The 22,215-nt window shown below is 64.1% G+C and carries 17 protein-coding genes; 15 read left to right on the top strand and 2 right to left on the bottom strand.

Features of this window, described 5'->3' with window-relative positions; translation table 11 throughout:
- The first annotated feature begins 37 nt into the window (after positions 1 to 37).
- From CIT37_RS26235 to CIT37_RS26215, 5 genes are all read left to right on the top strand, one after another.
- A complete protein-coding gene (locus CIT37_RS26235) occupies positions 38 to 718 on the top strand; it encodes a YoaK family protein (RefSeq protein WP_028142527.1) in 681 nt (226 codons plus the stop codon).
- On the top strand, positions 715 to 2,418 hold the full coding sequence (locus CIT37_RS26230) for a SulP family inorganic anion transporter (protein WP_038970473.1): 1,704 nt from the start codon (positions 715 to 717) through the stop codon (positions 2,416 to 2,418). The genes CIT37_RS26235 and CIT37_RS26230 overlap by 4 nt, the downstream gene beginning before the upstream one ends.
- A 182-nt stretch (positions 2,419 to 2,600) precedes the next feature.
- Positions 2,601 to 5,354 carry a decarboxylase gene (locus CIT37_RS26225; protein WP_038947992.1) on the top strand — a complete coding sequence of 918 codons (2,754 nt, stop codon included), beginning with the start codon at positions 2,601 to 2,603 and terminating at the stop codon, positions 5,352 to 5,354.
- Between the two features lie 18 nt (positions 5,355 to 5,372).
- On the top strand, positions 5,373 to 7,073 hold the full coding sequence (locus CIT37_RS26220) for an aspartate:alanine exchanger family transporter (protein WP_028142530.1): 1,701 nt from the start codon (positions 5,373 to 5,375) through the stop codon (positions 7,071 to 7,073).
- Between the two features lie 20 nt (positions 7,074 to 7,093).
- Positions 7,094 to 7,528, top strand: coding sequence for a hypothetical protein (locus tag CIT37_RS26215; protein WP_028142531.1), 435 nt, complete (start codon positions 7,094 to 7,096; stop codon positions 7,526 to 7,528).
- A 44-nt stretch (positions 7,529 to 7,572) separates the two neighbouring features.
- On the opposite strand, the gene ppk2 is transcribed toward CIT37_RS26215, so the two are convergent.
- Positions 7,573 to 8,373: a polyphosphate kinase 2 gene (gene ppk2, locus CIT37_RS26210; protein WP_095426541.1), complete on the bottom strand. Its 801-nt coding sequence runs from the start codon at positions 8,371 to 8,373 to the stop codon at positions 7,573 to 7,575.
- Between the two features lie 40 nt (positions 8,374 to 8,413).
- On the bottom strand, positions 8,414 to 8,866 hold the full coding sequence (locus tag CIT37_RS26205; RefSeq protein ID WP_028142533.1) for a hypothetical protein: 453 nt from the start codon (positions 8,864 to 8,866) through the stop codon (positions 8,414 to 8,416).
- A 163-nt stretch (positions 8,867 to 9,029) separates the two neighbouring features.
- Here CIT37_RS26205 and CIT37_RS26200 point away from each other — a divergent pair, with 163 nt between their 5' ends.
- From CIT37_RS26200 to CIT37_RS26155, 10 genes are all read left to right on the top strand, one after another.
- On the top strand, positions 9,030 to 9,446 hold the full coding sequence (locus tag CIT37_RS26200; protein ID WP_049801703.1) for a hypothetical protein: 417 nt from the start codon (positions 9,030 to 9,032) through the stop codon (positions 9,444 to 9,446).
- Complete coding sequence (locus tag CIT37_RS26195) at positions 9,439 to 10,671, top strand: HlyD family secretion protein (protein ID WP_028142535.1); 1,233 nt, start codon at positions 9,439 to 9,441, stop codon at positions 10,669 to 10,671. Before CIT37_RS26200 ends, CIT37_RS26195 begins: the two co-directional genes overlap by 8 nt.
- Before the next feature lie 88 nt (positions 10,672 to 10,759).
- On the top strand, positions 10,760 to 12,652 hold the full coding sequence (locus CIT37_RS26190; protein ID WP_095426542.1) for a sensor histidine kinase: 1,893 nt from the start codon (positions 10,760 to 10,762) through the stop codon (positions 12,650 to 12,652).
- 194 nt (positions 12,653 to 12,846) lie between these two features.
- Positions 12,847 to 14,541: a DUF3300 domain-containing protein gene (locus CIT37_RS26185; RefSeq protein ID WP_095426543.1), complete on the top strand. Its 1,695-nt coding sequence runs from the start codon at positions 12,847 to 12,849 to the stop codon at positions 14,539 to 14,541.
- The gene (locus tag CIT37_RS26180) at positions 14,538 to 15,449 is read left to right on the top strand and encodes a DUF2950 domain-containing protein (protein ID WP_038970469.1); all 912 of its coding nucleotides are present in this window, start codon (positions 14,538 to 14,540) and stop codon (positions 15,447 to 15,449) included. Before CIT37_RS26185 ends, CIT37_RS26180 begins: the two co-directional genes overlap by 4 nt.
- Positions 15,433 to 15,903 carry a hypothetical protein gene (locus CIT37_RS26175; RefSeq protein WP_038970468.1) on the top strand — a complete coding sequence of 157 codons (471 nt, stop codon included), beginning with the start codon at positions 15,433 to 15,435 and terminating at the stop codon, positions 15,901 to 15,903. Before CIT37_RS26180 ends, CIT37_RS26175 begins: the two co-directional genes overlap by 17 nt.
- Positions 15,904 to 16,156: 253 nt before the next feature.
- Complete coding sequence (locus CIT37_RS26170) at positions 16,157 to 16,384, top strand: hypothetical protein (protein WP_152036357.1); 228 nt, start codon at positions 16,157 to 16,159, stop codon at positions 16,382 to 16,384.
- A 302-nt stretch (positions 16,385 to 16,686) separates the two neighbouring features.
- On the top strand, positions 16,687 to 18,612 hold the full coding sequence (locus CIT37_RS26165; RefSeq protein WP_109866627.1) for a TonB-dependent receptor: 1,926 nt from the start codon (positions 16,687 to 16,689) through the stop codon (positions 18,610 to 18,612).
- A 200-nt stretch (positions 18,613 to 18,812) separates the two neighbouring features.
- Positions 18,813 to 19,892, top strand: coding sequence for a HoxN/HupN/NixA family nickel/cobalt transporter (locus tag CIT37_RS26160; protein WP_095426544.1), 1,080 nt, complete (start codon positions 18,813 to 18,815; stop codon positions 19,890 to 19,892).
- On the top strand, positions 19,873 to 22,185 hold the full coding sequence (locus CIT37_RS26155; RefSeq protein WP_095426603.1) for a TonB-dependent receptor: 2,313 nt from the start codon (positions 19,873 to 19,875) through the stop codon (positions 22,183 to 22,185). Before CIT37_RS26160 ends, CIT37_RS26155 begins: the two co-directional genes overlap by 20 nt.
- The last annotated feature ends 30 nt before the right edge of the window (positions 22,186 to 22,215 follow it).

The following is a 22,215-nucleotide window of genomic DNA, read 5'->3' as shown; positions in this document are numbered from 1 at the left end:
GGACGATGCGGAATTCGCGACAGTCGGCATCGTCAACATGAGCGCTCTCGACCTCGCAGCCGGCGCGATCCGCCGCGACGAAACGGTGGAGATCGTTCTGCTGCTCGCGTTCGCGGGCGGCTATATCGACGCCTATACCTGGATCATCCACGGCGTGATGGCGAATGCCCAGACGGCCAACCTGATCTTCCTCTGGGTTTATGCGACGGCCGGCGACTGGACGAAGGCGCTTCACTTCGTGCCGCCGCTTCTCGCCTTTGCGGCCGGTATCGTGATTGCCGCATGGCTGCGCCGCGTAGCGGGCGGGCGGGCCAGCGCAATCAGCACCCTGCTCGAGATATTGCTGCTGATCGCGATCAGCATCCTGCACAACAGGCTGCCGGATCTGGCTGGAACGCTCGGCATCTCGTTCGTCGCCGCGATGCAGACCGCGATCTTCACCAGGGTCGAAGGCGTTGTTTGCAGCACGGTGATGGTCACGGGCAACATGCGCCAGGCGATCGAGACGGTCTTCGAGGCCGCCGCCGGAGGCGCGCCGCTCGGCACGCTGCGCCGCTCGGGCATCTTCTTCGCCTTGTGTGCGGTGTTCGGCTTGGGCGCCGCGGTGGGCGCCTTCGCCACCAAGGCTATTCCGGATCTCGCGCTCGGCATTCCCGTGGTCGCGCTGTTGGTCGTCTTGCTGCGCTGCGAAGCCTCGCATCAGAGGGCCGTCCAATGAGCGCGCCGTCCGAACCTGGATGGATACGGTCGTTCCCGCCGGCCGGCTGGCTTGGCGCCTACCGGCGAGAGTGGTTTTCCTCCGACGCCGTCGCCGGCGTCACGCTGGCTGCTTACGCCATCCCGGTTTCGCTCGCCTATGCCGCGCTGGCCGGCCTGCCGCCTCAGATCGGCGTTTACGGCTATATGCTCGGCGGCATCGGCTATGCGTTGCTCGGCTCGTCCCGGCAGCTTGCGATCGGGCCGACCTCGGCGATCTCCCTGATGATCGCGGGCACCGTCGGCGCGCTGGCCGGAGGCGATGCGATCCGCTATGCGCAGATCGCAAGCCTTGCGGCCTTTGCAGTGGCGGTGCTGTGCTTCATCGCGTGGTTGTTCAAGCTGAGCGTGCTGGTCCGCCTCGTCAGCGACAGCATCCTGGTCGGCTTCAAGGCCGGCGCCGGGCTCACCATCATCATGAGCCAGCTGCCGAGCCTGCTCGGCGTTGCCGGCGGCGGCCACAATTTCTTCGACCGCGCCATCAAGCTCGCCGGCCAGCTCGGAGCCGTCAACCTGCTCGTGCTCGCCGTCGGCGCGGTCGCGCTGCTGCTCCTCCTGTTCGGCGAACGGCTGCTGCCGGGCAAACCGGTCGGCATCACCATCGTCGCGCTCGCGATCGGGACGGCGACGCTGCTCGGCCTGCCGGCGTACGGCGTGCCCGTCACCGGGAAGATACCGGAAGGTCTGCCGGCCCTCGGCATTCCGACGATCGGCCTGCTGGACTTCGACGACCTCTTCCCGCTCGCCGCAGGGTGTATCCTGCTGGCCTATATCGAGGGCGTTTCGGCCGCCCGCAGCTTCGCCGCCAAGCACGGCTATCCCCTCGATGTCCGGCAGGAGTTCCTGGGGCTGGGGGCAGCGAACCTCGTCGTTGCCTTCGGCCATGGCTATCCGGTTGCCGGCGGGCTGTCGCAATCGGCCGTCAATGACAGCGCCGGCGCACGGACGCCGCTCGCTTTGGTGATCTGCTCGGTGACGCTCGGGCTGTGCCTTCTGTTCTTCACGGGACTCTTGACCAACCTGCCCAAGGCCGTGCTTGCAGCCATCGTCTTTGCCGCCGTCTACAAGCTCGTCGACGTCCGCGCGCTGGTGCGGATGTGGCAGGTCAGCCGGATCGATTTCTACGCCGCAACGATTGCGCTGGTCTCCGTGCTATTGCTCGGAATCCTGCAAGGCGTGCTGCTGGCGTCGATCGCTTCGATCTTTTTGCTGCTGGCCCGGGCCTCGCGGCCAAACGTCGCGTTCCTCGGCCGCTTGCCCGGCAGCGGCCGTTATTCGGACAGTTCAAGGCACGCAGACGTCGAGCCGCTGATCGGCGTCATCGCGTTCCGGCCCGAAGCCTCGCTGCTCTACATCAACGCCGAGACGATCCTCGATACCGTCCTGATCGCGCTTCGGCGCGCGCCCGGGATCCGGCTGGTGGTCTGCGACCTCTCGGCTTCGCCCTATATCGATCTCGCCGGCGCGGGCATGCTGCACGACCTCTACGACGAGCTCGCCGCGCGAAAGGTCATTTTCTCCATCGTCGGCGCACACGCGCAGCTCCGCGACCTCTTGCGGGCGGAAGGGCTGGCGGAGAGGACGGATAGCAGCCAGTGGCTGCGATCGCTCGACAGCGTCCTCGGCGACGAGCAGGCCGTGACGGCGCAGCGGACGGCCTGAGCGGGCGTGTTGCAATGCGAATGACCGCTGCGGCCGACGGTCTCGCCAGAATGCGCCCGACCGTTGACTTGGATCAATGGAGCCACCGGCGCCGAACTCACGATCACGCTCATCTTCGCCCAATTGGCATCAAATGACCATCGAGTGACCATCAAGGCACCGCCGAGGATCGGGAGAGACACATGTCCAAGGACACCAAGCCGGCGCAAAAGCGCATCGATCAGTTCTTCTCCGGGCCCGGCGCGCGGGCGGATGACTGGCGCGACCTCGTGGAGGCCGCGAAGGCGTGGGCTCGGGTCGGCAATCGCGCGGTCTACGATACGGCACTGGCCGATCTTGCGGTGACGGAGGAGTTTTACGGCTATCCTGGCCTGCACCTGATGGCGGCACTGCGGGAAGCGGCCTCAGCAGGCGATGGGGCAACGTCGCTGGCCCTTGCGACGCGGATTACCCAGGCACTTGCGACGCGGTCTTTCCGGCAGCATGCCGGCGACTGGAGCGCGAAGGATGATGGTAATGGCGACGCGCCCGAGCTGGTGCCACCGACGTTCGGTGCGCATACGGCACGCCGGCCCTATTTCGAAACCCTGATCGTGACCGGCGTGTCGTCAAGTCAGTGGCCGGCGCTCGCCGCCGAATGGCGCAAGTTGCGGCGTCCAATCGATGGCTTCATCTATGAGCCCGTCGTCGTCGGCAGCCTGGAAGACGCATTCTGCGCGACCATGCTCAATCCCAATATCGCGGCCGTCATCATCAACGAAGGCTTCGGGCTGCGCTCGCGCCACAATGCACCCGTGCTGCGCTCGATCACGGCTTCGGCCGGCCTCAACGACGAGTCCGACGCCTCCGCGCTCCGGCTCGCCCAAATCATCAAGCGCGTCCGACCCGAGCTCGACCTCTACATGATCTCGAACCGCGACGTCGAGGAGTTGGCTGGAAACCCTGAAGCCAACGTCGTTCGCCGCATCTTCTACTCCGTCGAGGAGCTCCTCGAGCTGCATCTGTCCATCCTCGAAGGCATTCAGGATCGCTACGACACCCCGTTCTTCGACAATCTGAAGAAATATGCGCAGCGTCCGATCGGCACGTTCCATGCGTTGCCGATCGCCCGCGGAAAGTCGATCTTCAAGTCCGACTGGATCCGCGACATGGGCGAATTCTACGGGCCGAACCTGTTCCTGGCCGAGAGCAGCGCCACCACGGGCGGCCTCGACAGCATGCTGGAGCCGACCGGCAACATCAAGAAGGCGCAGGAGAAAGCGGCGAGGGCGCTCGGCGCTGACCGCGTCTTCTTCGTCACCAACGGCACCTCGACATCGAACAAGATGGCGGTGCAGGCGCTGCTCGCGCCGGGCGACATCGCGATCGTCGATCGCAACTGCCACAAGTCGCACCACTATGGAATGGTTCTGGCCGGTGCGCAGCCGCTTTACGTCGAAGCCTTCCCGATGACGGAATACTCGATGTACGGCGCGGTGCCGCTGAAGACGATCAAGCAGGCGCTGCTCGGCGCCAGGGCCGACGGCCGGCTCGACCGCGTCAAGATGATCGACCTCACCAACTGCACCTTCGACGGCCACATCTACAACACCCGCCGGGTGATGGAGGAATGTCTCGCTATCAAGCCGGACCTGATCTTCCTCTGGGACGAGGCCTGGTTCGGCTTCGCGCGCTTCTCGCCGTTCCTGCGCCGCCGCACCGCCATGGGGGCGGCGAACGAGATCGAGGCGTGGATGCACGACCCGAAGTCGGTCGCGACCTATGAGAAGCAGCAGGCCGAACTCGGCAAGAGCCCGTCGGACGAGATGCTGCTCAAGACCCGGCTGATTCCCGATCCCAGGCAGATCCGGCTGCGGGTCTACCAGACCAACTCGACCCACAAGTCGATGTCGGCGATCCGCCAGGGCTCCATGCTCTCGGTCAAGGACGTCGAATTCCACACGGTCGAACAGCAGTTCAAGGAGGCCGTGTTCACCCACGCTTCCACCAGCCCGAACCAGCAACTCATCGCCAGCCTCGATATATCGCGGCGGCAGATGGAACTGGAAGGTTACGGCCTCGTGGCCAATGCGATGGAGATCGCGCTTGCCATTCGCCAGGCGGTCAACAACAACCCGCTGATCTCGAAATATTTCCGCATCCTCGGCGCCGACGCCATGGTGCCTGCCCAGTATCGCCAGAGCGGCTTTACCGATTATCTCGCCGCGGGCGTGAATTGGGTCAACACCCTCAAGAGCCTGGACGAGGACGAGTTCTGCCTCGATCCGACCCGCATGACGTTGGTGTGCGGCATGGCCGGTTATGACGGCACCCAGTTCAAGGGTATCCTCGCCAATGAGTACAACATCCAGGTCAACAAGACCTCGCGCAACTCGGTCCTGGTCCAGTCCAACATCAACAACACCCGCAGCGACGTCGCGCATCTCATCCGCGTCCTCGCCGACATCGCGGGCGAGGTCGATCGCGGGTTGGCGCAGGGCGGTGCCAATGCGAGGAAGACCTTCGAAGCACGGGTCAAGAGCCTGATGACCGACGTGCCTGATCTGCCCAACTTCTCGCATTTCCACCCGAGCTTCCGCGGCGATGCCGGCAGCAAGACCAATGAAGGCGACATTCGCAGCGGCTTTTACGCGGCCTACGACGTGGCGGGTTGCGAGCACATCCGCCTCAATGATCCCGAGATCGATCGCCGGCTCAAGTCGGGACCAGAGCTCGTCTCGGCCAATTTCGTGATCCCGTATCCGCCGGGCTTCCCGATCATGGTGCCCGGTCAGGTCATCACGCAGGAGACCATCGACTTCATGCGCAAGCTCGATGTGAAGGAGATCCACGGCTACGACGCCAAGGAAGGGCTGAAGCTCGTGCGGTCCGAAGCCCTGGCGAAGATCGGACGTCCAAAGCCCAGTGCACAGCCCAAGCTCAAGGCTGCGTCATAAGTCTTGGAGGGGACCAACATGCAGGCGTTTTTCACCTTCCTGCAGCAGAATCCGTACCTGCTGCTGTTCTTTGTCGTCGGCCTCGCCGTCTATATCGGTCGGGCCAGCATCAAGGGGTATGGCCTCGGCATGGTTGCCGGCGCCATCGTGGTCGGCGCCGGCGTCTCGGTGTGGGCGTCGACCTACGGCGTGAAGCTCGAGCTGAACAATTTCGCCAAGAGTCTGTTCTACTATCTCTTCATGTATGGCGTCGGGTTGCGTGTCGGGCCGTCCTTCATCAACAGCCTGAAGGGCGACGGCCTGAAGTTCTGCATCCTCGCGGTGGTATCGAGCGTTATCGGGCTCGCGCTAGTGGTGATCGGCGCCAAGATGTTCTCTCTCCCGCCAGGCGCAGCCGGCGGCATGTTGGCGGGATCGCAGACCATGTCGGCGGCGATCGGCTCGGCCGAGCAGGCCATCACGTCGGGCGTCGTTAAGCTGCCCGAGGGAATGAAGCCTGAGGATGCCTCAGGCATGATCGCGCTGTCCTACGGCATCACCTACATCTGGGGCACCGTCGGCATCATCCTGATCTGCAAATACCTGCCGCGCTGGTGGGGCGTCGATGCCAAGGCCGCCGCGAAGCAGTACGAGCGTGAATTCGGCGTCAAGGATCTGGAAGGCGGCGGCCTGACCGGCTATCGCCAGTTCGGTTTGCGGGCCTACCGGCTGGAAAACCCGGCGACGGTCGGTATGAGCATCGCGAAATTCCGCTCGATAAATCCGGAATACCGGATCGTCAATGTCGGGCGGAACGGCGAGCCGCAAGGCGCGGATGCCGACCTCGTGCTGCAGAAGGGCGACATCGTCGCCCTCGGCGGCTCGACCGAGCACCTCACCGAGAAGATGGGCCTGATCGGTCCGGAGGTCTCGGATGCCAAGACGCTCGGCATTCCCATGGACCAGGCGGACATCCTCATCACCAACAAGGAGATGGTGGGGCGCACCTTCGAGTCCTTCCGTGACACCGCGATCGCCGGCCAGCTGCAGGTCACCAAGGTCGAGCGCGGCGGTGTGCAGATTCCGGCCGGTCTCAAGACCAAGCTGGAGCGGATGGACATCGTCTCCGTGGTCGGCTTGAAGTCTGCCGTCAACGAGCTCGGCGAGATGTGGGGCCGGATCGCCCGGTCCAACACCTCGACCGATCTGCTGACGTTGGCGGTCGGGATGATCATCGGCTTCCTGATCGGCAAGATCGAATTCCCGGCGTTCGGTGCCAAGATCGGCCTCGGCAACGCGGGCGGTCTGTTGCTGTCGGGTGTGATCGTGTCGTCGGTCGTGTCGCGTCTGCGCTTCTTCGGCAACACGCCGAACGCGGCGCGCAACGTGCTGGAGGATCTCGGCCTCGTGGTCTTCGTCGCCATCGTTGGCGTCAATGCCGGCGCGGGGCTGCTGTCGCAGCTCACGGGTGCAGTCGCCTTGAAGATATTCCTCGTCGGCTTCATTGCCTGCACGATCCCGCCGTTCATCGTCTGGGCGATCGGCTTCCACGTCTTCAAGATCAACCCGGCCGTGCTGATGGGCGGCGTTGCCGGCGCGCGGTCGCACTCCGGTCCGTGCCGTGAGGCCGCGGTCGAGATCCAGAGTTCCGTGCCGTGGATCGGATTCCCGGTCGGCTATGCCGTCTCGGGCATCTTGCTCACCGTGTTCGGCTACTTCGCAATGATCCTTGCGCAATGATCAAAAGGGGGAAGAAAGTCATGAAGACACTTGCCGTTGGCGTCGCCCTGGTTGCCTCGATTGCGGCCCTGACCGGTCTCAGCACGCCGTCGCGTGCCGAGACCGGCGAGGTCGCCGTCGTCTTCACCAAGGGCGGCTTCATCGTCGGCGTCGGGGGCGGCGAGGGCGTTCTGCTCCTCCGGGGCAAGAAATATCCCTTCACCGTCTCCGGCATGAGCGTTGGCCTCACGGTCGGGGCATCGACGACCAAGTTCGTCGGCCGGGCGCTCAATCTGAAGGGACCAGCATCCATCGAAGGCTCTTACGCCGTGGGCGGAGCGGGCGGAGCCGTGGCCGCGGGCGCCGGTGCCGTTCAGCTGCAGAACGCCAACGGCGTGATCCTCCAGCTCAGCGGTCCGAGGGTCGGCGCGGAAGTATCGGCGGCGGTCGGCGGCGTCACGATCCGCCTCAAGTGATCCAGACGAGACGGCGGGCTGCGGCAGCGCAGCCCGCTCGCGTCTCAATATCGCTCGGCGACGAAGTTCATCCCCTTCAGGCTGGTCTGGTCATTGTAGCGTCCCTTGTCGGAACGCTTCGGCAGCTTGATCTTGTCCTTCTTGATGCGCTTGTAGGGGATGCCGCCCAGAAGGTGGGCGATGCAGTTCAGCCGCGCCTTCCGCTTGTCGTCGGAGCGGATGATATACCAAGGTGCGTCCTTCGTGCTCGTCTTCTTCAGCATCAGGTCGCGCGCCCGCGAATAGTCGTACCACCGCCGATAGGATTCCAGATCCATCGGGCTGAGCTTCCATTGCCGGACGGGATCGTCAATGCGGGCATTGAAGCGGCGCTCCTGCTCGTCCATGCCGACCTCGAGCCAGATCTTGATCAGGATGATGCCGCCGTCGATGACGTATTTCTCCATCTGCGGACACAGCGAGAGGAAGCGCTCGTGCTCGGCGGGAGTGCAGAAGCCCATGACATATTCGACGCCCGCGCGGTTGTACCAGCTCCGGTCGAAGATCACGATCTCGCCGCCGGCCGGAAATTTCTCCATGTAGCGCTGGAAGAACATTTGCGTCTTCTCGCGATCTGACGGCGCGGGCAGGGCGACCACACGAAACACGCGCGGGCTGACCTTCTCGGTAATCGCCTTGATCGTGCCGCCCTTGCCGGCTGCGTCCCGGCCTTCGAACAGCACGATGACCCGGAGCTTATTCTCCCGCACGTAGTCCTGGAGGTGACACAGCTCGACCTGGAGCTTCCCCAGCTCCTTCTCATAGTCCTTCCGCTTCATCTTCTCCGCGGTCCCGTCCTTGGCCATGCCGGTCCCCTCGCTGCTGCGCTCGTCGTCGTCCGGAGGATCAATCGTCCCAGGAAATGGTCACGCCGATATCGCCCGGCACACCGCCGGGGAAATCGATGATCTGGTAGGCGATGCGATAGCCGCGCGGCTTCAGATAATCGGTCCAGAGCTGGAAGATCTCCTTGGGGATGCCGGTCAGCGTGGTCTCCCAGCCCTTTTCCATCTGGTTGATGGCGCGCCCCTTGTCGGTGCAAAGCGAGTTGGGGAAGCGATAGACCAGCACCTCCGTCAGGCCGTTTCGCACCGCACGCTGGATGATGGTCGAGGCGAGTTTGATCTTCTCCTCCTCGCTCTTGCCGGAGGGTTTGCTGAGCCGCTCGATCAGCGCGCGCTTCTCGGCTTCGACCGCGGCGGCGAGGCGGACATACTCCTCGGCCTTCTCGGCCTCCTTGAGAGCGGCTTCCTTCCGAATCTGAGCGGCGTTGGGGATGAGATCGTCGAGGCCGGGCATGGCTGGCGGCTCCTGGTGGTTATCCAATCAGCATCCGGGAAACGCTAGGTCCGGCGGAGGATGTTCCCTTGATTCAAATCAAGCAAACCGCGGCCAGCCCGAACACAATATCGCACATGCGCATTTGATCGGGAGAGACGCCTTGAGCGACCAGCTTCATCCGATGGCTCCGCACCATCTGCCGTTTTATCTGGCGCCGGGGAGCGGGACTGATACGCTGATGGTCGTGATGGGGCTGTTCCTGATCGGCACCGTGCTCTGGGTCGGTACGCTCTATTGGAAGCTGCACAGCCTGCCCGAGCGGATGGCGCACAAATCGCAAAAACTGCAGTTCGAGTTCGTCGCGGTGCTCGGCCTGATCTCGTTGTTCACGCATATGCACATCTTCTGGATCGCGGGCCTCCTGCTCGCGTTGATCGATCTTCCCGATTTCGGCACGCCGCTGCGCAGCATCGCCGGGTCGGTCGAGAAGATTGCAGAGGCAGCGCCTGCCGCCGGTGGCGAAGAGATTCGGACAGAGGCCGCGACGCCTCCCGAACAGAAGCCGGAAGCCGCAAAGAAGGAGCACAGCCATGTTTGAGCTGATGTTCTGCTCGCTGCTGACGATCCTGCCGGACTATCTCTACCGCCGCTACGCCCAGGGCAAGCGTTTCGGCAAGGAGATCACCTTCTTCTCGATCTGGTACGAGCTGCGCTGGGGCATCACCGGCTGCCTGATGCTGACGGTGTCGCTGATCACCATGATCTTCTATTTCCATCCGACGACGTCATCGGCGACGCTCTATTTCCGCACCGTGCCGATCCTGCCGGAAGGCTCCGGCCGCGTTGCCGAGGTCAAGGTCGGCTTCAGCGCGCCGGTGAAGAAGGGCGACGTGCTGTTCACGCTCGACGCATCGAAACAGCAGGCCGCGTTCGAAACCGCCAAGCGGAAGGTCGCGGAGGTCGATGCCGCCATGCAGACGGCGCAGGCCGACGTGGTCAAGGCCGAGGCACAGATCGGGGAAGCGAAGGCGAACTACCAGCAGGCCAAGGACGAGCTCGAGGTCAAGACCGAGCTGCAGCGCCGCAATCCGGGCATCGTTCCGCAGCGTGATATCGACAAGCTCCAGGTTTTGGTCGATCAACGTCAGTCCGGGATCGATGCCGCGACTGCCGCGAAGCAATCCGTATCGATGCAGATCTCCATCCTGCTGCCGGCGCAGAAGGCCAGCGCGGAGGCCGCGCTCGACCAGGCCCAGGTCGATATCGACAAGACCTTCGTCCGCGCCGGTGTCGATGGGCGGGTCGAGCAATTCCTGATCCGTCCCGGCGACGTCGTCAATCAACTCATGCGGCCCGCAGGCGTTCTCATCCCGGAGGGGGCCGGCCGCAAGGTGCTCCAGGCCGGGTTCGGCCAGATCGAGGCACAGGTGATGAAAGAGGGCATGGTGGCGGAAGCGACCTGCATCTCCAGGCCATGGGTGATCATCCCCATGGTGATCACGTCAGTCCAGGACTACATCGCTGCCGGACAATTCCGATCCGGGGAGCAATTGGTCGATCCGCAGAACGCCGTCCGCCCCGGCACCATCCTGGTGTTCCTGGAGCCGCTTTACAAGGGTGGCATCGATGGCGTGACGCCGGGCAGTAGCTGCGTCGTCAATGCCTACACCAGCAACCACGAGGAAATCTCGGCCAAGGGGACTTCGACCAGCCGGAAGATCGCGCTGCATGTCGTCGACGGCGTCGGCCTGGTGCATGCCCTGCTCCTGCGCATCCAGGCGCTGCTGCTGCCGATCCAGACGCTGGTGCTGAGCGGGCATTGAGCTTTGAAGCCGCCCCGGGCCTGTCGCAGCGGTGCAATTCCCGCTAGAATTGCCGCGACAGCAGTTGCTGGAGCTGCAAGGATGGAGCATGAGCGGGCCCACGTCCATCTCCAAGGTCAGGCCGAGGGCCGTGGCGGCGCTACTCTGTCTCGCGCTGCTTTTCACCGTGTGCCTGTCAGCCGGGCGAGTTGGTGCAGTCGAGCGGAGCCTCCGCGGCGAGCTGAAGCGCGTCCTGATATTGCATTCTTTCGGCCGTGATTTTCGGCCGTGGAGCGAGTATGCGCGCGATATCAAGGCCAAGCTCGAACGGCAATCGCCCTGGCCCCTCGACATCCAGGAGCACGCGCTGCTCACCGCGCGCTTCAATAATCCTGGTCCCGAGGCGCCTTTCGTCGACTATCTGCAGTCGCTGTACCACGGAGCGATGCCCGACATCGTATTGAGCATCGGCGCGCCGGCGGCCCGGTTTGCGCAGAAATACCGCGGAAGACTGTTCCCTGATGTGCCATTGATTTTCTCCGCGGTCGAGCATCGGCTGATCAATCGCGCCGATCTCAGCGACAACGACGTCGTCGTGGCGATCCGCAACGATTTCATGGCCGCGTTCGGCAACATCCTTCAGGTTCTGCCGGACACAAAGTCGATTGCGGTCGTGATCGGCGCATCGCCGCTCGAGAAGTTCTGGGTAGAGGAGGTGAAGCGGGAACTGCAACCTTTGGGAGAAGGGATTGAGCTGGTCTGGTACTCGGACTTGTCATTCGAGGAAATCCTGAAACGCGCATCAAGGCTGCCGCCGCACACCGCGCTGTTCTGGGGGTTGATGTCGGTCGATGCGGCCGGGGTCGTCCACGAGAGCGACATCGCCTTGCGCAGCCTGTACGCGGCCGCGAATGCCCCGATCTTCTCCTACCAGGAGCCGTTCTTCGGTGACGGCACCGTCGGGGGACCGATGCATATGATCGCGGAAACGAGCTCCCGGACCGTCAGTGCCGCGATTGGCATTCTCGGCGGCGCGAAACCAGCGAGCATCAGTTACGAGCCGATCGGATTCGCCGCGCCGAGATATGATTGGCGCCAATTGCAGCACTGGGGCATCAGCGAGAGCCGTTTGCCTCCCGGCAGCGAAATCGTGTTTCGCGAACAGAGCATCTGGGAGCGCTATCGCTGGCAGATGCTGCTGATCGCGTCCGTGATTCTGGTGCAGGCCGGCCTGATCAGCGGGATGCTGCATGAGCGGCGTCGGCGCCAGGTCGCCGAAGTCGAGTCACGCCAGCGTCTGGCCGAGCTCGCTCACGCCAACCGCTATTCGGCCGTTGGCGAGTTGACCACGTCGATCGCCCATGAGCTGAACCAGCCGCTCGGCTCCATCCTGACCAACGCCGAGACCGCGGAGCTCATGCTCAAGGCCGCTTCGCCCGACATCGACGAGATCCGGCAGATCCTCGCGGACATCAGGCGTGATGATCAGCGGGCGAGCGAAGTCATCCGCAGGCTACGCAGTATTCTGAAAAAGACACCGTTCGAGGTCAAGGACATCGAGCTCAACGATATGGTCCGCGAAGCGATCGGCCTTGTGCGGGCTGTCGCCGGCGGACGCCGGATCACATTGATCTACACGCCCGCTTTGGCTGACCTGCATGTCAGAGGTGATCCGATCCAGCTTCAGCAGGTCGTTCTCAACCTCGTCATCAACGCGATGGATGCGATCTTCGACGCCGATCCCGGAAAGCGCCAGGTCAACGTCTCGACCCAGCGCGTCGGCAATGCAGCGGAGATCCGGGTCTCCGATACTGGTCCCGGGATTGCCGCCTCCGACCTCGCCGACGTGTTCGATCCGTTCTTCACGACCAAGCCTCAGGGCATGGGCATGGGGCTCGCGATCGCCAAAACCATCATCGAGGCCCATCACGGCACGATCGCCGCGGCGAACCAGCCTGCGGGCGGGGCGCTGTTCACGATCCAGCTTCCGATCATCCGCTGACAGACGATGTGGCGAGCCGCCAATGCCCCTGGACTGAGGGCGCCGCGCCGGCTCCGGATGGATGCCGGGCTGGTTGAATGACAGTTTGCTCTCGCGCTGCAGCAGCCACGAGGGCTTCGTTTCGTTGATCTCGATCAACAAACGTCTGCGCCCCGGCCCGATCGTCCCACCCTGGAAGTGCAAGGGAGGGTGCAATGTTTCGCTGCGGCAAGACCCTGATGGCGCTTGCGCTCGTCATGGCGACATCGTTCGCCGCAACGGCGCAAACCAACACGACGCCTGCGGCCCCGTCTCCGCAAGCGCAGCCGGCTCCTCCGCCTGCGCCGACCGCCGAGCTTCTGAAGCCGGAGCAGCTCGAGGCCTTGGTAGCGCCGATCGCGCTCTATCCGGACGAGCTCCTTGCCAATGTGCTCGCCGCCTCAACCTATCCGTTGGAGGTGGTGCAGGCCGACCGCTGGCTGAAGGAGCGCAAGACCCTGAAGGGCGATGCGCTGAAGACGGAGGTCGAGAAGCAGGCCTGGGACGACAGCGTCAAGGCGCTGGCCAGCACCGCCGATGTGTTGACCATGATGAGCGACCAGCTCGAATGGACCAAGAAGCTCGGGGATGCCTTTCTCGCCCAGCAGCCCGACGTGATGGATGCGATCCAGCGCCTGCGCAACAAGGCCTATGACAACAAGAAGCTGGTCACGACCAAGCAGCAGAAGGTCAGTGTCCAGTCGCAGGAAGGCAAGCAGGTCGTCGTGATCCAGCAGGCCGACCCCTCGGCGATGTACGTGCCATATTACGATCCGGCGACGGTCTATGGCAGCTGGCCCTATGCGGAGTATCCGCCGTATTATTGGGGCTACCCGTCCTATATCGGTGCCGGCGTGGTCGCGGCCGGCCTCGCCTTCGGCACCGCCTGGGCGATCGGGCGCTGGGGCAATTACTGGGGCGGCGGCTGCAATTGGGGCAACCGCAACGTCTACGTCAATCATCGCACCACCAACATCGGTAACGGCTGGCAGCACAATCCGGCGCATCGCCAGGGCGTGCGCTACAACAACAGCAATGTTCAGCAGCGCTTTGGCAACAACAACCTGAAGGCGGGCGTGTCGGATCGGATGGATTTCCGAGGTCGTGACGGCAATCAGGTGCTGCGACCCAATCAGGGCGCAGGAGATCGGACAGGCGATCGTGCAGGAGATCGCGCGGGTGATCGCGCGGGTGATCGTGCGGGCGATCGTGCTGGTGATCGAGCCGGCGATCGAGCGGGTGACCGTGCCGGCAATCGCGGCGATCGGCCGGGCGGTGGTGATCGCGCTGGTGCCGGGGATCGTGCCAAGGGCGGAGGCGACCGGGCCAAGGGTGGCGGCGATCGTGCGAAGGCCGCCAGCCGCCCCAGCGGCGGTGCGGCCAACCGCGGCGGTGGCGGCAATCGCGGCGGCGCGATGAACGTCTCCTCCGGCCGGTCGGCAGCCGCAGCATCTGCGCGCGGAAGATCCAGCATGGCGAGCATGCCGCGCGGTGGTGGCGGCGGACCAAGCATGGCTGGCCGCGGCGGAGGTGGCGGAATGGCGATGCGCGGCGGCGGAGGTGGCTTTGGTGGTGGCGGCCGCGGAGGGGGCGGTGGTGGCCGGCGTTCCGACATCGCACTGAAGCACGATGTCGTCCTGCTCGGCTATCTCGCAAGCGGCCTCGGCTACTACCGCTTCAGCTATATCGGCAGCGACAAGAGCTATGTCGGCGTGATGGCGCAGGAGGTCGAGCGGGTGGCGCCCGATGCTGTCACGCGCGGCAGCGATGGCTATCTGCGGGTCTACTACGACAAGCTCGGATTGAGATTCCGATCCTACGGTGACTGGCTCGCCAATGGCGCAAAGATCCCTGCGGAGGACTTGCCATGACCGGCTTGAAGTTGCTTCGTCGCGCCGCTCTGCCGGGCATCGTGGCACTGGCTCTCGTCACCACGGCCCGAGCCCAGCAATCTTATCCGACGCCGGAGGATGCCGCCTCGGCACTCGCGGCGGCGGCCAGGAGCGGTCCACGTGACGTTCTGAAAGTGCTCGGAAGGGCGGGTGATGACATCGTCTCGTCGGGCGACGACGTCGCCGACGCCGATATCCGCGCCCGCTTTGTTTCGATGTACGACGCCAAGCACTCGGTCAGGGCGGAGGGCAACAAGAGGGCGACGCTGGTGCTCGGGCCTGACGATTTCCCGTTCCCGATTCCCCTCGTCAACACCAAGGCAGGCTGGGAGTTCGACACTGACGAGGGACGGATCGAAGTGCTGCGCCGCCGCATCGGCCGTAACGAGCTCGACGCGATCCAGACCGCGCTCGCCTATGTCGACGCGCAGAATGAATATGCCGACAAGGATCGCGGCGAGGGCGCCGGCATCTACGCACAGCGCTTCCTCTCGACGTCAGGCAAGAAGGACGGTCTGTTCTGGCGCGACGACAGTGACCCGAGTCCGCTCGGTCCCCTCGTCGCGGAGGCTTCAGCCGAGGGCTACAAGCCGGGCGAAAGGCTCGCGCCCTATCACGGCTATTACTTCCGCATCCTGAAGGGGCAGGGTTCTGACGCACCCGGCGGCGCGCTCAATTATGTCGTCAAGGGCAAGATGATCGGCGGCTTCGGGCTGATCGCCTGGCCCGCCGAGTACGGCAATTCCGGTGTGATGACGTTCGTGGTGAACCATGCCGGCACCGTTTACGAGAAGGATTTGGGGGCGAGAACCGAATTCATCGCGCCGCGCACGACCTTGTTCGATCCCGACCAGACTTGGAAGAAAGTCGATGCCGCAAAGCCTTGAACGGATCATGGCATCGCCGCTGCGCCTATGTCGCCTGATTGCGATGCTGGTGCTGGTGATCAGCTTCGCAGTGCCGGCTACGCCGTCATTCGCGCAAGCCGCCGGTCACGTGCGTGCCAAGATCGTCAAGGCGGGTCTCCTTGTCGGCGGTGGCGCTGGAAGCGGTGTGCTGACCTATCGGGGCAATAAGTATCCCTTCAAAATTACGGGCATGAGTTTCGGCATCACCGCCGGCGCGACGATCGGCCGGCTCGACGGCTGGGCCTCGGGTATCCGCGAGGTCGGCGACTTCGCCGGCACCTACAGCTCCGTCGGCGGCGGCTTCGCTTTGGTCGGGGGCGTCAGCGGCGTCCACCTGCGCAACGAGAAGGGGGTGACGATCGTGATGCAGGGGCCGAAAGCGGGCCTGGAGCTTGCGGCCAACATCAGCCAGATCATGATTTCGCTGAGATAGAGCGTGTCAGCGGCAGATGTCGTCGCGATAAAGGCCACGGCAACGAAGTGATGATGCCGAGGCGTTCCTGACGAGCGCACTCCGAGCAAGCCTTCCCGCGGCATCTTGACCGCACCGATCTGGAATCATCCAAAGCGTATTTGAATCGTTCCAGACATTCTCCTCCCAGTTGGCGATGATCGAGGCATTCTAAGCCGCAGCGCACGCATTTGCGTTGCCGTCACGATGGCGTCTTCTTAAAGAAGCGATGCAGATGCTGACATTCGGATGTTGCCGCCAAGACGAAGGCAGCAAACGCGCGTGCGCGTCTGCAGAGCAACTGATTGACGGGCCATGCTTGCCGGCCGAGCTCGGATACGAAGAGCTGCTCTTCGATCCATGGTCGTTGCTGGCCAAACGCGGAAGCCGCTTCACGGCGGGCTGCGCGCTATTGATGAAGGACTTTCTGGAATGCGACGTGCGGGTGGGGATAAGACGGTAGCTCGCTTTGGTGCGGCGCTGCTGGGTGGTGTGGCGTGGCTGACGTGGTTCGAATCGCCTGCTCAATCCCAAACGCCTCAGGGCGGCAGCTCCCTTCCGCCCGTGACCGTCGAAGCTCCGACGCAACAGTCGGTTCGCCGTGCGCCAACCAGGCGAAACGACGCGCGGGTCCGATCGACCTCACGGCGCGCCCCGCAAGCCCCGACGGTCGCAGTGCAATCGCAACCGGCTGTCGTCCCGCCATTTGCCGGCGGGCAGGTCGCTCAAGGCGCGCGACTGGGGATGCTCGGAAATACCAACACCATGAAGTCACCCTTCAGCGTGACGAGCTACACGGACAAGTTCATTCGGGATCAACAGGCGGCAACGGGTGCGGATGCCCTGATCCTCGATCCCTCCGTGCGAAGTTCCCACCCGACGGGCGGTATCGTCGACTCCTTCAACATACGCGGCTTCCCGATCAACGAAGGCAATAACGGTGAGTTCGCCTTCGAGGGCCTTTACGGAATCGCGCCGACATATCGGATCTTCACGGACTACGTCGAGCGCATCGAAGTGCTCAGGGGTCCCTCGGCCGCGCTCTCGGGCATGGCGCCCAATGGCGGTGTTGGCGGCGTCATCAATGTCGTGCCCAAGCGCGCGGAAGAGGATTTGACCCGCTTGACCGCGAGCTACGGCTCGACCGCACGTTTCGGCGGTCACTGGGATGTTGCGAGGCGCTACGGCGATGGCAAGGAATGGGGCGTACGCGCCAGCGGAAGCGTCCGCGGCGGCGACACGCCCATCGACCGCCAGTCCGAGACGACAGGTGTCGGATCGCTGGCGCTCGACTATCAAGGCGAACGGTTCAGGTCCTGGCTCTATCTCATCGCCCAGACCGATCGGTTCGACGCGCCGTCACGTCCCTTTCTGATGGCTCCCGGCCTGCAGGTGCCGAAGGCGCCGGACGGCAAGCTGAACGTGACCCAGCCCTGGGAATGGTCGCGCATCAACGACCAGTCTGCCTTGCTGCGGACGGAGTACGATCTCACCGAGCAGGTCACGCTGTTCGCGGATGTCGGCGGCTCCAAGACCAACGTCGAGCGGTTCTTCGGTCTTCCGACCATTGTCAACACGAGCGGCAATACGACCTCGACGCCCCAGTACTTCGGCCTCAGCATCGATCGAACTACATATGATGGCGGTGTTCGCGCCCGCTTCGATACCGGCTTCGTCCACCATGCCGTCGCCTTCCAGGCCTCGGTCTATCACGACGCGCTGCACCGGCGGCTCACCAATGGCAGTCTGGTCACCTCGAACATCTACAGCCCGACCGTCGCGCCGACGCAGTTCGCGAACGAGATCAGCGACCGCCCTCGGCTCTCGGACAGCGAGCTTACCGGGCTTTCGATTGCCGACACCTTGTCCGTGCTCGATGAGCGCGTCCTGTTGACTTTGGGCGTCCGCCGCCAGGGCATCGAGGCGAACAACTATTCCTCCAATGTCGGGACACCGACGTCGTCCTATGACAGGAGCGCGGTCACCCCGGTGGTCGGCCTGGTCGTCCGTCCCCAGGACAACGTCTCCCTCTACGCGAACTATGTCGAAGGTCTCGCGCGGGGCGACATTGCCCCTCAGGGGACGTCCAATTTCGGTGAAGTGCTGCAGCCCTACATCGCCAAGCAGTACGAGGCCGGTATCAAGGTGGAGTTTGGCCGGATCGCGACCACCTTCAGCGCGTTCGAGATATCGAAGGCGAGCGGCGAGTCGTCTGCTGGGCGCTTCGCGGCGACAGGCGAGCAACGTGTCCGCGGGCTCGAATTCAACGTCTACGGCGAACTCTTGCCGGATGTTCGTGTCCTCGGAGGTGTCTCGCTGCTGGACGGCACCCTGACGAAGACCGCCGTCGCGGCCAATGTGGGCAACACGCCGATCGGCGTTCCGAACATACAGGCCAATATCGGCGCGGAGTGGGACCTCCCGTGGATGAGGGGGCTTACCGTGAATGGAGCAGTGATCTACACGGGCAGGCAGTTCGTCGACGCCGCGAACAAGCAGCCGATTCCCGAGTGGACGCGGCTCGACCTCGGCGCTCGCTACACCACCGCGATCAACGGCAAGAAGACGGTTTTCCGCGCAAACATCCAGAACGTGACCGGTGAGAGTTACTGGTCCAGCGTGGCTTCGTTCGGAACATTCTTCCTGGGAGCACCACGCACATATCTCCTGTCGATGACCGTGGATATGTGACCGCGCACGCGCTTGCGTGAAACGCAGCCCAGCATTCCGCTCCGGCGCTGTGATGCGCCGGACTAAAAAAGTCTCCATGGAATCAACGAGGTGACTTCCATCTCGAGGGCCCTTTCGGCCGCCGGGCCGAAAAGTGGCGCGGCTCTTGCTCTTGCCAGTATGAGGGTTCTTGATAAACGTCATACTGCGGGATCAGGTGGATGGAGCGAGCGGTGAGGCGGACTTTGCGGGCGGTCGAGCCCGGAACGGTGGTGCTGTTCGGAGGGCTGATCGCCGCCAACATCGCCGCATGGGCCTGGGCCTTCGCGCTGTTCGGCGACCGGCCGACGGTGCTGGCGACCGCGCTGCTGGCCTGGGTGTTCGGCCTGCGCCACGCTGTCGATGCCGACCACATCGCCGCCATCGACAACGTCGTGCGCAAGCTGATGCAGACGGGTGGTGCGCCACGCAGCGTCGGCCTCTATTTTGCGCTCGGCCATTCCACCGTCGTCGTGGTGGCTACCATATTGCTTGCGCTCGGCGTGGTGAGCCTGGGCGGCGACAGCCTGCTCAAGGAGATCGGCGGCCTCATCGGCACGTCGGTGTCGGCCCTGTTCCTGCTGGTGATCGCGGCCATCAATCTCGTCATCTTCGTCGGCCTGTGGCGGACGTTTCGCGCTGCCCGGGAGCAGGGCGTCCGCGACGCCGAAGGGCTCGAGAGGCTGCTCGCCAATCGCGGCTTCCTCGCGCGACTGCTCGAACCGCTGTTCCGCCTGGTCACAAAACCCTGGCACATGTATCCACTCGGCTTCCTGTTCGGGCTCGGCTTCGACACGGCGACCGAGATCGGCCTGCTCAGCATCTCCGCAACCGAAGCCGCGCGCGGCGCGTCGGTTGCCGACGTGCTAGTTTTCCCTGCACTGTTCGCGTCGGGCATGGCGCTGGTCGACACCGCCGATTCCGCTCTGATGGTGAGCGCCTATCGATGGGCCTTCGTCGATCCCTTGCGAAAGCTCTGGTACAACCTCACGATCACCGGTGCCTCGGTGGCGGTCGCGCTGTTCATCGGCGGTATCGAGGCGCTCGGGCTGATCGCCGACCGGCTCGATCTGTCCGGAGGGATGTGGACGCTGGTCGACGGCCTCAACGAGTCGCTCGCCAATGTCGGCTTTGCCGTGATCGCGCTGTTCGCGGTCGCCTGGCTCGTCTCGGTCGTGCTCTATCGCCGCGTCTTTGCGGACGGCCGGAACCGGGCCGCGACGAAAGCTCTGGCATGCGCCGATGCGACCGAAGTGGCGTGAGCCCTGTCGTGGCGGCGGCGCGCTGACGGCACTCTCGGCCCTGGTTCTGCTCGCGGATGACGGCCGCGCTTTCGCGCAGAGCGAGAGCACCTCACGCGAGCTGCCGCCAATCCAAATCGGCGGCGGCGAGGCGGCGGAGCGCAAGAAGCCGGTCGCATCGCGCCGGGCCGGCAAGCCGTCCCCAGCGGATCACCGCATCCCCGTGTATCCGGCAGCGGCGCAAGCGTCGGATATGCGCAGCGTCGCCTCGGGTGCAAAGGGTCAGCTTGGCATGGCCAGCGAGATCTCCGTCTCGGGCGAGGAGATCAATGCACGCCCTTTCGCGCGGCCGGGCGAAGCGCTCGAAGCCGTGCCGGGTCTCATCGTGACGCAGCATTCCGGCGAGGGCAAAGCCAACCAGTATTTCCTGCGCGGCTATAATCTCGACCACGGTACCGACCTTGCCATCACCGTTGACGGCGTCCCCGTAAACATGCGCACCCACGCGCACGGCCAGGGCTATGCCGATCTCAACTGGCTGATTCCGGAGGCTATCGCAGCAGTGGACGTGCGCAAGGGTCCGTACTTCGCCGACGAGGGCGATTTCGCATCAGTCGGCAGCGTCCATATCGATCTGATCGACCGCACCAGGGGGATAGCGCAGGTGACCGCCGGCAGCTTCGGCTATCGCCGTCTGCTCGGCATGGACTCCGCGAAGGTCGGTGACGGCTCCTTGCTCGTGGCCGGGGAGATCGGGACCTACAACGGCCCGTGGGACAACCCGGACAATGTGCGAAAGCTCAACGGTCTCGTGCGCTACAGTCAGGGCACCGCGACCGACGGCGTCTCCGTCACCGGCATGGCTTACGCCAACAAATGGAATTCGACGGACCAGGTCCCGCAGCGCGCGATCGCATCCGGCTTTCTCGATCGCTTCGGCGCGGAAGATCCAAGCGACGGCGGCAACACCAACCGCTTCGCGCTCTCGAGCCGCATCGCGCAGAGCGACGATCTCGGCTCCTGGAAAGCCAACGCTTACGTCGTGAAGAGCCAGCTCGACCTCTTCAACAATTTCACCTACTACCTCAGCGATCCCGTGCTCGGCGACCAGTTCCACCAGCACGACGATCGCCTGATGGCGGGCACCAACATCTCGCGCACGCTGAACGGCGCGTTGGCGGGCTTGCCGATGCAGACCACCTTTGGCCTGCAGTCGCGCTATGATGCGATTGATCTCGCGCTCACCAACACCTTCCAGCGAGGCTTCCTTGCCAGCGTTCGCAGCGACAAGGTCGGCGAGGGCAGCGTCGGCGTCTATGCCGAAAACACGGTGCGCTGGACTGACTGGCTCAGGACGACGGTGGGCTGGCGCGGCGACTATTATGCCGCCGACGTCACGTCGCGGTTCAATGCCAACAATTCCGGCCGTACCGACGCCGCGCTCGGAAGCCCGAAATTCAGGATGGTGCTCGGTCCGTTCAACCAGACCGAATTCTTCTTCGGCGCCGGCTACGGCATGCACTCCAACGACGCCCGCGGCGCGACCACGACGGAGGATCCTAGCGACCCCGCGACGAGGCTGACGCCATCGTCGCTCCTGGTGCGCACCAGGGGTGCAGAGGTCGGCGTGCGCAGCAGGATCGTTCCCGGCCTCGACACCTCGCTCAGCCTCTTCATCCTGGATCAGGATTCCGAGATCCTGTTCTCCGGCGATGCCGGGGATACGTCGGCGACCCGCGCCAGCCGCCGCTACGGCTTTGAATGGACCAACCACTACCGGCCCAGATCCTGGATCGACATCGACGCCGATCTCGCAATGACCCATGCACGCTTCCGCGGTTATGACAGCGAGCAGGCGGACGTCTATGCCTCGCTCGCCGGCTATCCCGAGGCGCAGATCGGCAATGCGCCCGGCAACTACATTCCGAACTCGCCCGCGATGGTGGCTTCAGCCGGCGTCACGCTGGGCGAGAGGACCGGCTGGTTCGGGACCTTGCGCTGGCGGTATCTGGCGTCGAGCCCACTGACGGAGGACAACGCGTTCCGTTCCTCTGCGACCAGCATTTTCAACGGCCGCCTCGGCTATCGTATCGACAATGGCTGGCGCCTTCAGCTCGACGTGTTGAACCTCCTCAACACGAGGGCGAACCAGATCAGTTATGCCTATGGCTCGCTGCTCAAGACCGATACGCTCTACAACCTCTGCGCATCGGGCACTGCGCCAACTTCAGTCTGTCAGAACGGCGTGATGGACTACGTGCTGCACCCCGTGGAGCCGTTGACGTTCCGTCTTACCATCGCCGGGACGTTCTAGGTCTGGTCAGGTCGTGGGCGGCGAAAGTCT

It is taken from the genome of Bradyrhizobium ottawaense (assembly GCF_002278135.3).
Taxonomy (GTDB): domain Bacteria; phylum Pseudomonadota; class Alphaproteobacteria; order Rhizobiales; family Xanthobacteraceae; genus Bradyrhizobium; species Bradyrhizobium ottawaense.
Note: the sequence above shows the minus strand (reverse complement) of the source record. Positions and strands in the feature narration are given on the sequence as shown.

Coding starts and splice junctions, on each gene's coding strand:
- CIT37_RS26235 (WP_028142527.1), top strand. CDS start 38: ATGAGCGCTCTCGACCTCGCAGCCGGCGCGATCCGCCGCGACGAAACG.
- CIT37_RS26230 (WP_038970473.1), top strand. CDS start 715: ATGAGCGCGCCGTCCGAACCTGGATGGATACGGTCGTTCCCGCCGGCC.
- CIT37_RS26225 (WP_038947992.1), top strand. CDS start 2,601: ATGTCCAAGGACACCAAGCCGGCGCAAAAGCGCATCGATCAGTTCTTC.
- CIT37_RS26220 (WP_028142530.1), top strand. CDS start 5,373: ATGCAGGCGTTTTTCACCTTCCTGCAGCAGAATCCGTACCTGCTGCTG.
- CIT37_RS26215 (WP_028142531.1), top strand. CDS start 7,094: ATGAAGACACTTGCCGTTGGCGTCGCCCTGGTTGCCTCGATTGCGGCC.
- ppk2 (WP_095426541.1), bottom strand. CDS start 8,373: ATGGCCAAGGACGGGACCGCGGAGAAGATGAAGCGGAAGGACTATGAG.
- CIT37_RS26205 (WP_028142533.1), bottom strand. CDS start 8,866: ATGCCCGGCCTCGACGATCTCATCCCCAACGCCGCTCAGATTCGGAAG.
- CIT37_RS26200 (WP_049801703.1), top strand. CDS start 9,030: ATGGCTCCGCACCATCTGCCGTTTTATCTGGCGCCGGGGAGCGGGACT.
- CIT37_RS26195 (WP_028142535.1), top strand. CDS start 9,439: ATGTTTGAGCTGATGTTCTGCTCGCTGCTGACGATCCTGCCGGACTAT.
- CIT37_RS26190 (WP_095426542.1), top strand. CDS start 10,760: ATGAGCGGGCCCACGTCCATCTCCAAGGTCAGGCCGAGGGCCGTGGCG.
- CIT37_RS26185 (WP_095426543.1), top strand. CDS start 12,847: ATGTTTCGCTGCGGCAAGACCCTGATGGCGCTTGCGCTCGTCATGGCG.
- CIT37_RS26180 (WP_038970469.1), top strand. CDS start 14,538: ATGACCGGCTTGAAGTTGCTTCGTCGCGCCGCTCTGCCGGGCATCGTG.
- CIT37_RS26175 (WP_038970468.1), top strand. CDS start 15,433: ATGCCGCAAAGCCTTGAACGGATCATGGCATCGCCGCTGCGCCTATGT.
- CIT37_RS26170 (WP_152036357.1), top strand. CDS start 16,157: ATGCTGACATTCGGATGTTGCCGCCAAGACGAAGGCAGCAAACGCGCG.
- CIT37_RS26165 (WP_109866627.1), top strand. CDS start 16,687: ATGAAGTCACCCTTCAGCGTGACGAGCTACACGGACAAGTTCATTCGG.
- CIT37_RS26160 (WP_095426544.1), top strand. CDS start 18,813: ATGGAGCGAGCGGTGAGGCGGACTTTGCGGGCGGTCGAGCCCGGAACG.
- CIT37_RS26155 (WP_095426603.1), top strand. CDS start 19,873: ATGCGACCGAAGTGGCGTGAGCCCTGTCGTGGCGGCGGCGCGCTGACG.